Here is a 12,371-nt window from a genome sequence, read left to right as displayed (position 1 = left end):
CATCCGGGGTTGGAGGATGGCCGCAAGTTTGAGCTCAGGGAGAGCTCGGGTTCATTTGATGTAGCCGGCGCGCTTCATCTCGCGCTCGGTGACGGATTGCGCGGCGGTCAGCGCCGCATCAACGGTCATCGAGCCCGCAAGCGCCGCGGAGAATTGTTGCCCCACCTGCGTGCCGATGCCCTGGAATTCGGGGATCGCGGCATATTGCACGCCGACGTAAGGCACGGGCTTCACGGTCGGCTTGTTCGGATCAGCCGCGTCGATCGAGGCCAGCGTCAGCTTCGCGAACGGCGCGACCTTCAGATACTCATCGTTCTTGTAGAGCGAGGTGCGCGTGCCGGGCGGCACGTTGGCCCAGCCCTCCTTCGACGCCACGAGCTTGGTGTAATCTTTGCTCGTTGCCCAGGCGATGAACTTCTCGGCCGCCTCGGTCTTCTTCGAGCCGGCTGGGATCGCGAGATTCCAGGCCCACAGCCAGTTGGCGTTCTTGCCAAGCCCGGTGTTGGGCGCCAGCGCAAAGCCGACCTTGTCGGCGACCTTGGAATCCTTCGGATTGGTGACGAAGGACGCCGCCACCGTCGCGTCGATCCACATGCCGCACTTGCCGGCGTTGAACAGCGCCAGATTCTCGTTGAAGCCGTTCGAGCTCGCACCTGGAGGTCCGGCGTCCTTCATCAGGTTGACGTAGGTCGTGAGCGTCGTCTTCCATTCCGGCGTGTTGAATTGCGGCTCCCACTTCTCGTCGAACCAGCGCGCGCCGTAGGAATTGGCCATCGCCGAGAGGAACGCCATGTTCTCGCCCCAGCCGGCCTTGCCGCGCAGGCAGATGCCGTAGACGCCACCGTTCTTGTCCGTGAGCTTCTTGGCGGCGTCGATGACGAAATCCCAGGTCGGCTTTTCCGGCATCTTCAGGCCGGCCTTCTCGAATAGATCGGTCCGGTACATGATCATCGAGCTCTCGCCGTAGAACGGCGCGGCATAGAGTTTGCCGTCGACGGAGACCGCATCCTTGATCTTCGGCAGGAGGTCGGCGACGTCGTAATCGGCGCCGAGATTGGCGAGCGGCACCAGCCAGCCCTTCTTGGCCCAGATCGGCACCTCGTAGGTGCCGATGGTCAGCACATCGAACTGGCCGCCCTTGGTGGCGATGTCGGTGGTGACGCGCTGGCGCAGCACGTTTTCCTCGAGCGTCACCCATTTCACCGAAATGTCGGGGTTCGCCTTGGTGAATTCGCTGGTCAGGCCCTGCATGCGGATCATGTCGCCATTGTTGACGGTGGCGATCGTCAGGGTCGTTTCGGCCATCGCGGGGACGGCAAGCAGTACGGACGCGCCGCAGACGGCGCCCAAAAATTGTTTCACGGTGACCTCCCTAGCCCGCGCTTTTGAGCATATGCCCACGCGTTGGGCGTATGTTCGGACGAGGGGCGGCGCTTGTCAAGCAGGCTCGCAGCCTTCCCCGCAACTTATGAGTGCTGCGGTGCGGCAACCTTTCCGTCATGCCCCGCGAAGGCGGGGCATCCAGTAATCCGTGCAGTCAGTTGGTTTGCCCCAAGCTGGGCCGCGGCGTACTGGATCATCCGCTTTCGCGGATGATGACAGCGGCTCAAGCGGCGAGACAGCCCGCCCTACCGCTCCAGGATCGCCCTTGCGGTGGCCTCGTCGGTGATCAGGCCGTTGATCAGACCCCCGTTCAACGCAGCCGCGATCGCCGGCACCTTGGCCGCACCGACCGCGGCGCCGATGGTCGTGGTCTTGGCCGGGACCTCCGGCGGAATGCTGGTGAGGCGCTTGTTGGTGCCGGCCTTGAGCACGCGTCCCTTGGAATCATAGGCCCAGCCGGTGATCTCGCCGATGGCGCCCTGCCGCATCATCTCGAACAATTCATCGCGCGTGACGAAGCCATCGACATGGACCTGCGCCTTCTGGTCCATCTGGCCGATGCCGACGAGGCGTAAGTCCGCCTTGGCCGCCACCGCCTTGACCTTCGCGATCGGCTCGATCCGCACCATCTTGTTGCGCTCGTCCTCCGACGACATCAGGAACGGCAGCGGCATCGGGTAATGCCGCGCACCGGTGCGGTCGGCGAGCCGGCCGACGGTGTCATAGAAGCTCGCCGAACCGTCGGCGGAGATGTTGCCGACCAGCGAGACGATCTGGTGGTTGGGCCGGTCGATCGGCGTGACGCGCTCGACAGCGGCGCGCACCGCCCGCCCCGTGCCGAGCGCGACGATGACAGGCGTCTCCGAGCGCAGCGTCGCGTCCAGCAGATTGGCGCAGCGCTCGGCGATGCCGGCGGTGGCCTGAGGCGCCGCAGGATCGGCCGGCACCACCTCGCAATAGCTAAGGTCAAACCGCTCCTTCAGCTGCGCGGCCAATTCCATGCAGGCAGCGATCGGATGTTCGAGCCGGAACGTGATCAGCCGCTCGGCGAGGCACAGCGACACCAGCCGCTGCGCCGAGGCGCGCGACACCTGGAGCATCTTTGCGATCTCGTCCTGGGTGTGGCCGGCAATGAAATAGAGCCAGCCGGCACGCGCGGCGTCGTCGAGCCTGGATTTTTCGTTCTCGACGGCCATGCGGCCTCACGCCTCCCAGAATTCGCTCATGCGCGCGAAGACCCGATCGGCTCCGGCGGCGGACAATATAGCGCGGCCATCGCGCGCGCGATAATGGTCACCGCCGACAAATCCCCAGACCATCATGCCTGCCGCCTTGGCAGCCTGCACGCCGCTGACACTGTCCTCGATCACCAGCGTGCGCGCGGGATCGGCCTGCATTTTCCCGGCAGCGTGAAGAAAGAGATCCGGCGCCGGCTTCCCGCGCCTGACCATCTCTGCGGTGTAGAGCCGGTCGCCGAAATGCCGCGCGAGGCCGGTGACGTCCAGCGACAGCGAGACGCGGTCGAGGTCGCTCGACGACGCCACACAGCGCGGCGTCTCCAATTCGGACAGAACCGCGCCGACGCCGGGGATCGGCTGGAGCGCTCCCGCAAAGGTCTCGAGCACGCGCGCCTTCAGGCCCGGAAAGAAATCGTCAGGCAGGGTGTGCCCGAGATCGCGATAGTGCTGCTCGATCGCCTTGGTGCTGCGCCCGAGGAAGAGTTCGAGCGCCTGCTCCACACTGAGCCGAAGGCCGAACTCCGCCAGAACCTCGGAGAGGCAGCGGCAGCTCAACAACTCGCTGTCGACGAGCACGCCGTCGCAATCGAAGATGATCAGATCGGGCTTGCCTGGATCCATCGCCGCATTCGATCATATACTCATTCACTGGGCAATAGCTCAGCCACTGGCCGATCTGTCGAGGACTATCAGGGTACGTCAAGCGACGCGCGCCCATTTCCTCCGCGCAACATCGAGCAAGCGAGAATGGGCACGGCGCAAATGCACCTTTGTCCGGCAGACGCGCACCGCCGGTATCGATCATCGGCGACTATGCCTGAAGACCGCCCTAACGCTTCCGTTCGAGCTTGGCGGCCCGATGCTTCTGCGAAACCGGATGAATGCGCTGGATCGGAGCGCGAGCGACCGCATCGCGGGCGCGGCGCGCGATCTCATGCATCAGGGCGCGGCCGTCCCAATCGACCGGCCATCCCCGCCAGAGCCGCAAGCGGCCTGCGACAAACACTGCCACGATCTGGTCGCGGTTGCCGAGCCGCACCAGTTCCCACGTCAGATCCCAGGACGGGCTGAACTCCGGCACATCGATGTCGACGAGCAGAAAATCCGCGGCAAGGCCGGGCGCGATCGCGCCGGTGACACCGGCGAGTCCCGATGCGTCCGCGCCTCGCTGGGTCGCGTGCTCGAGCCAGGTCCAACCACCGCCACAGGATGAGTCGCCGTTGGCAAGCCCGAACGCAAGCCTCTGCGCAGCCTCGGCCGCATCGACCAGACGGAAGGCGTCGCTGCGCGTGCCGTCGGTACCGATGCCGAAGCGAATGCCGAGGGTCGCCATCAGCGTCGCCGGCGCCACCGCATTGCCCTTCCATTGCGAGGCAACGGGATTATAGGCGACCGCCGTATTGGTTTCCCGCAGCATTGCGAGTTCCGTGGGCGTGACCAATGTGCCGTGGGCGATCAAAACATGCGGGCCGAGCACGCCCAGATCGTAGAGGTATTCGAGCGGACGTCGTCCCACCTGCGTCAGCGAACGCTCGACGGCAGCAAGATGCTCGTTGACATGACTCTGGAATACTGCGCGAGAACGCGCAGCCAGGAACGACGTCTCGCGCAGCATGTCGGCGGTGGCGGCCTCGGGAATCGAGATTGCCAGCGATGGATGCACCAGACTGTCGGCGCGCCAGCGTGCGAGATGCGCTTCAGCGCGAGCCAAGATCGTGTCGCGATCTGCCGCCGCCCCGCCGCCACCAAGATCGTTGCAAATGAAGCCGAGGACACAGCGCAGGCCGGCTTCTTTGGTGGCCTTTGCGACCGCCGCAACGCTCCCCTCGGCGCGCGTCCCGGCATCGACCACCGCGGTGAAACCACCACGCAGCGACTCCAATGCCGCAGCCTTGGCGGTGAGGTAGACGAGCTCGTCGTCGAGCACGCCTTCGAGCGGCACCCAGATGCGCCGGAAAATCTCCGACGGTTCGCCGAAGGCCAGCGCCTTGCCAAACGTCTGGGTCAGATGGTGGTGCGCATCGACGAAGCCGGGCATCAAGAGCTTGCCCGGCAGCAGCAGCTCGGCGAGACCGGGATGACGCGCGCGGACCTGCATCCGCGGGCCGACGTCTGCGAACTTGCCGCCGCTGACGACGACCGCATGGTCCGGGACGGGCCCGTCGCCGAGCATCAACTGGTCCGGGGCCAGCATCAGTTCTCCGGCGGTCAACTGGTCCGGACTGAGATCGGGAGGCATGACTGAACCTAGACTGGTTTGGAGCGGCGAGCGGAAATCGTTACTCGGCCGCCACTTGCGTGTCGGGCGCAATTGGATCGGCAAGTTCGCCGGCGGGCTCTGCGTGGCCGAAGGCAAATTTCGGGCGGACATGATGGAACAGGATGTTGAGGAGCACCGCGACGACGGTTCCGGCGGCAAGCCCGTTGCCAAGGATCATCTGCACACCGGCGGGAAATTTGCTGTAAATGCCGGGCACCAGGATGGGCAGCAAACCGACTGCGAGCGCAGCAGCGAGCGTGAATAGGTTGCCGTGCTCGCGCAGATCCACCTTGCGCAGCATATCGATGCCCATCACCGCGATGATGCAGAATACGATGATCGCGGTGCCGCCGACGACGGCGCCGGGGATCGCGTTGACCAGCCGGCCGAGCGGCGCCAGCAGGGCGATGACGAGCAGGATGATCCCGCTCGTCGCGGTCACGTAGCGCGACCGCACGCCGGTGGCGCGGACGATACCGATATTTTCGCCGCTGGTGATGATGAGCGACGTCCCGAAGCATCCCCCCAACAATGAGATCAGCGCGTCGCCGCGAATTGTCTTCGACACATCGTCACGCGGCACGATCTCCTTGCCGACCACATCCGCTATCGCCACCGTCTGTCCCGTAGCTTCCGCCATAGAGATGATGCTGAAGACGATCAGCGGCACTGCCGAAACGAGGTCGAAGTGCGGCACTCCAAACGGAAACGGCTGCGGCAAGGCAATGACGGGACCCGACAGGATGCCGTCGAAACTCATATTGCCGGTCAACGCGGCAGCGATCGTCCCGATCAACAGGCCAAACAGGACGGACAACTGCCCTGCGATGCCGGTGAACAAGCGCGCGAATATCAGCGTGAAGCCGACCGTGCATAGCGCCAGGAGGACGCCCTTCGGAGCTGCGAAATCCGGTGAACCAGGCGTGCCGGTGATGATGCCGCCATATACCTTGACAAGGTTGATGGCGACGAGCAGCAGCATCGTACCGATGACAAGCCTCGGGAAGTAGATCACGCAACGCGCGAACACGGGCAGAAACACAAAATAGAATAGCGCCGTGAGGATGACCGCGCCCGACGCGGTCTGGATGTCGGTCTGCTGCGCGATCGTAAGAAAGATCACGATCGGAGCACCGCCCGGCACCATGATGAACGGCAACCGCGCACCAAACCTAAACGGGCCGATGCTCTGCAACAGCGAGCCGAGCCCGCACATCAGAAACGTGGCGCTGATCAGGTTGACGGTGAGGTCAGATGACAGATGGAGCGCCCTGCCGACCAGAAACACGGCGGTGATCGGCGAGGCCGCCATCACAAGCACATGCTGCAGCCCGAGCAGGATGAGCCGAGACACCGGCAGGACTTCGTCGACGGGATCGGTAACGGCAGCGGGCATCTCACGGGTCCTTGCAATCCCGTAAAACGAAGCAAATGTTGTGCCGCCACTCGGTGGTATTGCCGTGTTCTGGCCGAAGCGTGACCTAGGCCCCGCATGGCTGGCGGACGTCAGCCGACGACCCGTCCGACATCCATCGCCACCCGATACCGCCCCTCACCGTCGCTGATTATACACGTCGATGCACACCGCCCCGAGCAGCACCAGTCCTTTGATCACCTGCTGGTAATCGATGCCGATGCCGAGGATGGACATGCCGTTGTTCATCACGCCCATGATCATGGCGCCGACCACGGCGCCGCCGACGCGCCCGACGCCGCCATAGGCCGAGGCGCCGCCGATGAAGCAGGCGGCGATGACGTCGAGCTCGAAGCCAAGGCCCGCTTTCGGGGTTGCGGTGTTGAGGCGCGCGGCAAAAACCAGGCCGGCGAGCGCGGCCAGCGCGCCCATGTTGACGAAGGTGAAGAAGGTCAGCCGCTCGGTCTTGATACCCGACAGGCCTGCAGCCTTGGCGTTGCCGCCGACGGCATAAATCTGCCGGCCGATCACGGTGCGGCGGGTGACGAAGCCATAGAGCGCGATCAGGGCGCTCATGATGACCAGCACGTTGGGCAGGCCGCGATAGGTCGCGATCAGATAGGTGAAGTACAGCACCGCACAGGCGAGCACGACGCTCTTGCCGAGGAAGAACGCGTAGGGCTCAACCTCGATGCCGTGTGACACCTCACGCGTGCGGCTCTTGGCGCTGGCATAGACCAGCCCCAATGCCAGTACCGCGCCGATCAGCATCGAGGTCGGATGCAGCGTGCCGGCCTCGGGCAGCACCTCCGGAATGAAGCCCGACGACAGCTTCTGGAAGGTCGACGGAAACGGCCCCAGCGACTGGCCCTGCAAAACGGCAAGCGCAAGGCCCTTGAACACCAGCATGCCGGCCAGGGTCACGATGAAGGACGGAATCTTGAAATAGGCGACCCAATAGCCCTGCGCGGCGCCGATGGCCGCGCCGACAGCGAGGCAGATGATGAAGGCGAGCGTGTAGTCGACCTTGTAGGTCACCATGAGGAGAGCGGCGACCGCACCGACGAAACCCGCCACCGAACCGACCGACAGGTCGATATGGCCGGTGACGATCACCAGCAGCATGCCCAGCGCCATGATGACGATGTAGCTGTTCTGCAACACCAGGTTGGTCAGGTTGAGCGGCTGCAGCAGCGTGCCGCCGGTCATGACCTGGAAGAACAGCATGATCGCGATCAGCGACATCAGCATGCCGTAGTTGCGCAGATTGTTCTTGATGAAGCTGCCGTGCCGGCGCTCTTCGGGCAGCGAAACCGTCTTGTCGGTCATGGCTGCGATCCTCCCATCTCCGCGGCCTCGACCGCGCCATTTCCATTGCTTCGTTCGTTGCGCATGATGGCGCGCATGATCTTTTCCTGTGTCGCCTCAGCGCCCGGGAACTCGCCCACAAAGGCGCCGTCGTTCATGACGCAGATGCGGTCGCAGATGCCGAGCAGCTCTGGCATCTCCGAGGAGATCACAACCACGCCACGGCCGGCTTCCGCAAGCTCGTTGATGATACAGTAAATCTCGTATTTGGCACCGACGTCGATGCCCCTCGTCGGCTCGTCCAGAATCAGGACCTTGGGGTCGGTCATCAGCCATTTCGACAGCACGACCTTCTGCTGGTTCCCGCCGGAGAGCTGGCCGGTCTCCTGGTAGACGTCGGAACAGCGGATCCGCATGCGGGTACGGTAGTCGCTGGCGACCTTCAGCTCGGCGATGTCGTCGATCACCCGCCCCGGCGCGACCTGCTTGAGGCTTGCCAGCGTAATGTTCTTGCGGACGTCGTCGGCCAGGATCAGCCCGAGCTGCTTGCGGTCCTCGGTGACATAGGCAAGGCCGGCGTCGATCGCGGCGGCAACGCTCGTCAGCGCGATCTCGTGGCCTTCGAGGGCGATGCGGCCGCTGACATTGGTGCCCCAAGACCGGCCGAACAGGCTCATGGCGAACTCGGTGCGGCCGGCGCCCATCAGCCCGGCGATGCCGACGACCTCGCCGCGCTTGACGCCGAAATTGACGTTCTTGATCACCTGCCGATCGGGATGAATGGGGTGATAGACCGACCAGTTCGAAACCTCGAGCACGGGCTCGCCGATCTTGGCGCTGCGCTCGGGGAAGCGATGGGCGAGATCGCGGTTGACCATGCTGCGGATGATGCGGTCTTCCTGGATCGGCTCGGCGCGGCAGTCGATACCGTCGACGGTGCGGCCGTCGCGCAGCACGGTGATGTGGTCGGCGACGCGGGCGACCTCGTTGAGCTTGTGCGAGATCAGGATCGAGCCGATGCCCTGCTCGCGGAATTTCATAAGGCGTTCCAGCAAGGCTGCGCTGTCGGCCTCGTTCAGGCTCGCGGTCGGCTCGTCCAGGATCAGCATCCGCACGCGCTTGGACAGCGCCTTCGCAATCTCGACCAGCTGCTGCTTGCCGACGCCGAGATCGGTGATCAGCGTATCCGGCGATTCCTTCAGTCCGACCTGCGCAAGCAGCTCGCGCGTCCGCCGGTACACCTCGTCGCGATCGATCACGCCGAGCTTCGACGGCGGATGCGACAGGAAGATGTTTTCCGCGATCGACATCAGCGGGATCAGCGCCAGTTCCTGGTGGATGATGATGATGCCGAGCGCTTCGGAATCGTTGATGTCGCGGAAGCGGCGCTCTTCGCCTTCGAAGACGATGGTGCCTTCGTAGCTGCCCGCCGGGTAGACGCCGCTCAGCACCTTCATCAGCGTCGATTTGCCGGCGCCGTTCTCGCCGACAAGGGCGTGGATCTGGCCGGCCTCGACCGAGAAGTTGACGTCGCGCAGCGCCTGAACACCGGCAAAGCTCTTGCTGACGTTGCGCATCTCCAGCATGGCGGTCATGATTTTCGTCCTCGATCGATGCTGGTTCCCTCTCCCCGCAAGCGGGGAGAGGGAACAGGTCTCTTACTGGAACTGCGCCTTCTTGTAGTAGCCGCTGTCAACCAGGGTCTTCTCCCAATTGTCCTTGTACACCACGACCGGCTTCAGGAGATAGGACGGGATGGTCTTGACACCGTTCTCATAGGTTTTGGTGTCGTTGACCGTCACCTGCTTGCCGGCGAGCGCGGCGTCGACCATGTCGGCGGTCACCTTGGCGAGATCGCGGGTGTCCTTGAAGATGGTCGAGTACTGATCGCCGCGCAGCATGGCCTTAATCGAGGGCACCTCGGCGTCCTGGCCCGAGATGATCGGCATCGGCTGATCGGCGCTGCCGTAGCCGACACCCTTCAGCGAGGAGATGATGCCGATCGAGAGGCCGTCATAAGGCGACAGTACCGCGCTGACCTTCTTGTTGCCGTAGTAGGCACTGAGCAGATTGTCCATGCGGGACTGGGCGGTGGCGCCGTCCCAGCGCAAGGTCGCGACCTTGTCCATGCCCATCTGACCGGAGGCGACTACGAGCTTGCCGCTATCGATATAGGGCTTCAGCACGCTCATCGCGCCGTTGTAGAAGAAGTAGGCGTTGTTGTCGTCGGGCGAGCCGCCGAACAGCTCGATGTTGAACGGACCCTTGCCTTCCTTGAGACCAAGCCCCTTCTCGATCGATTCCGCCTGGAGCACGCCGACCTGGAAATTGTCGAAGGTCGCATAATAGTCGACATTCGGCGTGCCGCGGATCAGGCGGTCATAGGCGATCACGGTGATGCCCTTGGCCTTGGCCTGCTTGAGCACGTCAGACAGCGTGGTGCCGTCGATCGCGGCGATCACCAGCGCCTTCGCGCCCTTGGTCACCATGTTCTCGACCTGCGAGAGCTGGTTCGGGATGTCGTCCTCGGCATATTGCAGGTCGGTGTTGTAGCCGCGCTCCTTCAGCACCTTGACCATGTTGTTGCCGTCGTCGATCCAGCGCGCCGAGGATTTCGTCGGCATCGAGATGCCCACGGTCGCCTTCTCCTGTGCGGAGGCGGTGACGCCTGCGGCCATCGTTGCGGCGCCGGCCAGCGCCAATGCGAGAAATGTCGTCTTCAATTTCAACATGCTTCACTCCCTTTGGGTATCAGACTGATTCTTAGTGTCGTCGAGAACAGAGGTAAAGGTCGGCGTCGGCTTCGGATCTCCTATGCGAGCTTGACATCGGGCTCCGCGCGACCGCGCGCGGAGGCTTGTAGCAGAAAGGTGCAGCCGGCCTGCGGATCGGCGGCGCGCGCCTCGGCATCCATATCCTGCCACGCCGAGGTGACGAGCAGGCGCGACAGATCGGCGCCGACGAAAGCGGGACAGCTCGCCTGCCTGGCCGGCACGCGCAGCGAGCGCAGGCGCTCGCCTTGCGGCGAGTAGACGTCGACGCGGCCCGCCCCCCAGCAGGCGTTCCAGATTTGCCCGTCGGCGTCGCATACCGAGCCGTCGAGGCCGCCAATGCCAGTGTGATGCAGCAGCACCTCCGGTTCGCCGCGCGGCAGGCCGGTGGCGGGATCGAGCGGCACCGCATAGAGCACGGCGCGCGCGGTGTCGGTGAAATAGGCAGTGGTGCCGTCCGGCGAAAAGCAGATCGAGTTGGGAATGCTGATGCCAGGAAACAGCGTCGAGATCTTGCCGCGGTGGAGCGCGTAGATCGCTCCTAGCTCCCGCTCGGCTTTGCGTCCCATGGTGCCGATCCAGAACGTGCCTGATTGATGCACGCGGCAATCGTTGGAGCGCGTGGCGGGATTGTCCGCTTCGAGCGGGCAGAACAGCGTCATCGCGCCGTCGGCCACGCTGCGGATGTAACAACCATCTTCCGCGACAACCAGCTGGTGTTCGGCATCGATCCGCCCAAGCGCGCTCGCCATCCGGCCAAGCGCATGGATGCGGATCGCGCCACTGCCAAGATGCGCCTCGAACAGGCGCCCCTCGCGAATATCAAACCACCACGCTGTATCGGTGGTGACATCATAGGTCGGGCCTTCGCCGAGGTGACAGTGGTCGGCGGAGAGAACAGAGGTCAGCACCTCCTCCATCATGGCGTCCTCACGGCGAAGCGATAGACGGTGTGATGCCGATAGACGCCACCGGGATCGAGGCGCGGGCTCGGGAAATCAGGCCGGTTCGGTGAATTGGGCCACATGTGGGGCTCCAGGCACAACGCGTCCGACTGCCGGATCAGCTTGCCGCCCTTGCCCGAGATCGTGCCGTCGAGATAGTTGCCGGAATAGACCTGGAGGCCGGGCTGATCGGTCAACAGCTCCATGATGCGACCCGAGCGCGGCGCCTCCAGCCGGGCCGCGAGCGCGAGCTTGCCGTCGCGCGCGAGACAATAGGTGTGGTCGTAGCCCCTGCCGTTGCGCAATTGCTGATCGCTCTCGCGAATGCGCGCGCCGACGGCGTGTGCCTCACGGAAATCGAACGGCGTGCCGGCCACGGCGCGCGGCGGCTCCGGCAGCGGAATCGCGGTGGGATCGATGGCCAGGAAATGCTCGGCCTTAACCGTCAGCCTGTGATCGAGGGTGGGCGTGCCTGAGGTCGCGCCTTCCAGATTGAAGAAACTGTGGTTGGTCAGGTTGACGATGGTCGGACGGTCGGTCCGTGCCTCCATCGTCAACGACAGCTCGGCCGGCCCGGTGACGCGATAGGTCAGGCGCACATCGAGCTTGCCGGGATAATTCTCCTCGCCATGCGGGCTGCTGTAGGTCAGCGTAACCGCAGGACTAGCGCCATCGTCGAGCTCGGCTATGTCCCAGAGCTTGCGGTCAAAGCCGTCGAGGCCGCCATGCAGCGCATTCGGGCCGTTGTTGATTGGAAGCTGGAAGGTCTCGCCATCGAGCGAGAACTGCCCGTTGGCGATGCGGTTGGCGTAGCGGCCGACGGTCGCGCCAAAAAACTTCCGTTCGGCGAGATAGCCGGCAAAGGCATCATGGCCGAGCACGACGTCGTCGTAACCGCCCTTAGCGTCCGGCGCGATCAGCGCCTGGATCACCGCGCCATGAGTGATGATGCGAGCCTCAAACCCGCCCTCGCCGCACAGCACGATGCGCTCGACCTTGCGTCCGTCTGGCAGCGTTCCAAAAACGTCTTTTGTTATTTTCGAGCCAGCCATG

10 protein-coding genes are annotated in these 12,371 nt (G+C 64.1%); all 10 read right to left on the bottom strand.

Translation table 11 applies throughout. The features are described from left to right. Window positions 1-51 precede the first annotated feature (51 nt). Window positions 52-1,362, bottom strand: coding sequence for an ABC transporter substrate-binding protein (locus ABID58_RS06470; RefSeq protein ID WP_354031978.1), 1,311 nt, complete (start codon window positions 1,360-1,362; stop codon window positions 52-54). 266 nt (window positions 1,363-1,628) lie between these two features. Beyond that, the gene (locus ABID58_RS06465) at window positions 1,629-2,579 is read right to left on the bottom strand and encodes a sugar-binding transcriptional regulator (protein ID WP_148754706.1); all 951 of its coding nucleotides are present in this window, start codon (window positions 2,577-2,579) and stop codon (window positions 1,629-1,631) included. A 6-nt stretch (window positions 2,580-2,585) separates the two neighbouring features. Further along, window positions 2,586-3,242 carry an HAD family hydrolase gene (locus ABID58_RS06460; RefSeq protein WP_354031977.1) on the bottom strand — a complete coding sequence of 219 codons (657 nt, stop codon included), beginning with the start codon at window positions 3,240-3,242 and terminating at the stop codon, window positions 2,586-2,588. Between the two features lie 208 nt (window positions 3,243-3,450). Then, window positions 3,451-4,815 carry an amidohydrolase family protein gene (locus ABID58_RS06455; RefSeq protein ID WP_354031976.1) on the bottom strand — a complete coding sequence of 455 codons (1,365 nt, stop codon included), beginning with the start codon at window positions 4,813-4,815 and terminating at the stop codon, window positions 3,451-3,453. An 85-nt stretch (window positions 4,816-4,900) separates the two neighbouring features. Next, window positions 4,901-6,277: a uracil-xanthine permease family protein gene (locus tag ABID58_RS06450; protein WP_354031975.1), complete on the bottom strand. Its 1,377-nt coding sequence runs from the start codon at window positions 6,275-6,277 to the stop codon at window positions 4,901-4,903. Between the two features lie 156 nt (window positions 6,278-6,433). After that, on the bottom strand, window positions 6,434-7,624 hold the full coding sequence (gene mmsB / locus ABID58_RS06445; RefSeq protein ID WP_148754702.1) for a multiple monosaccharide ABC transporter permease: 1,191 nt from the start codon (window positions 7,622-7,624) through the stop codon (window positions 6,434-6,436). Then, a complete protein-coding gene (mmsA, locus tag ABID58_RS06440; protein ID WP_354031974.1) occupies window positions 7,621-9,198 on the bottom strand; it encodes a multiple monosaccharide ABC transporter ATP-binding protein in 1,578 nt (525 codons plus the stop codon). Before mmsA ends, mmsB begins: the two co-directional genes overlap by 4 nt. A gap of 63 nt (window positions 9,199-9,261) precedes the next feature. Beyond that, window positions 9,262-10,335 (bottom strand): multiple monosaccharide ABC transporter substrate-binding protein, encoded by a 1,074-nt coding sequence (gene chvE / locus ABID58_RS06435; protein WP_354031973.1) that lies wholly within the window; start codon window positions 10,333-10,335, stop codon window positions 9,262-9,264. An 80-nt stretch (window positions 10,336-10,415) separates the two neighbouring features. Then, window positions 10,416-11,294 (bottom strand): SMP-30/gluconolactonase/LRE family protein, encoded by an 879-nt coding sequence (locus ABID58_RS06430; protein WP_354032184.1) that lies wholly within the window; start codon window positions 11,292-11,294, stop codon window positions 10,416-10,418. Continuing rightward, on the bottom strand, window positions 11,294-12,370 hold the full coding sequence (locus tag ABID58_RS06425) for an aldose epimerase family protein (RefSeq protein WP_148754698.1): 1,077 nt from the start codon (window positions 12,368-12,370) through the stop codon (window positions 11,294-11,296). Before ABID58_RS06425 ends, ABID58_RS06430 begins: the two co-directional genes overlap by 1 nt. Window position 12,371 lies beyond the last annotated feature (1 nt).

This window comes from Bradyrhizobium sp. S3.2.6, from assembly GCF_040546885.1.
Lineage (GTDB): Bacteria > Pseudomonadota > Alphaproteobacteria > Rhizobiales > Xanthobacteraceae > Bradyrhizobium > Bradyrhizobium cytisi.
Note: the sequence above shows the minus strand (reverse complement) of the source record. Positions and strands in the feature narration are given on the sequence as shown.

Coding starts and splice junctions, on each gene's coding strand:
- ABID58_RS06465 (WP_148754706.1), bottom strand. CDS start 2,579: ATGGCCGTCGAGAACGAAAAATCCAGGCTCGACGACGCCGCGCGTGCC.
- ABID58_RS06460 (WP_354031977.1), bottom strand. CDS start 3,242: ATGGATCCAGGCAAGCCCGATCTGATCATCTTCGATTGCGACGGCGTG.
- ABID58_RS06455 (WP_354031976.1), bottom strand. CDS start 4,815: ATGCTGGCCCCGGACCAGTTGATGCTCGGCGACGGGCCCGTCCCGGAC.
- ABID58_RS06450 (WP_354031975.1), bottom strand. CDS start 6,277: ATGCCCGCTGCCGTTACCGATCCCGTCGACGAAGTCCTGCCGGTGTCT.
- mmsB (WP_148754702.1), bottom strand. CDS start 7,624: ATGACCGACAAGACGGTTTCGCTGCCCGAAGAGCGCCGGCACGGCAGC.
- mmsA (WP_354031974.1), bottom strand. CDS start 9,198: ATGACCGCCATGCTGGAGATGCGCAACGTCAGCAAGAGCTTTGCCGGT.
- chvE (WP_354031973.1), bottom strand. CDS start 10,335: ATGTTGAAATTGAAGACGACATTTCTCGCATTGGCGCTGGCCGGCGCC.
- ABID58_RS06430 (WP_354032184.1), bottom strand. CDS start 11,294: ATGGAGGAGGTGCTGACCTCTGTTCTCTCCGCCGACCACTGTCACCTC.
- ABID58_RS06425 (WP_148754698.1), bottom strand. CDS start 12,370: ATGGCTGGCTCGAAAATAACAAAAGACGTTTTTGGAACGCTGCCAGAC.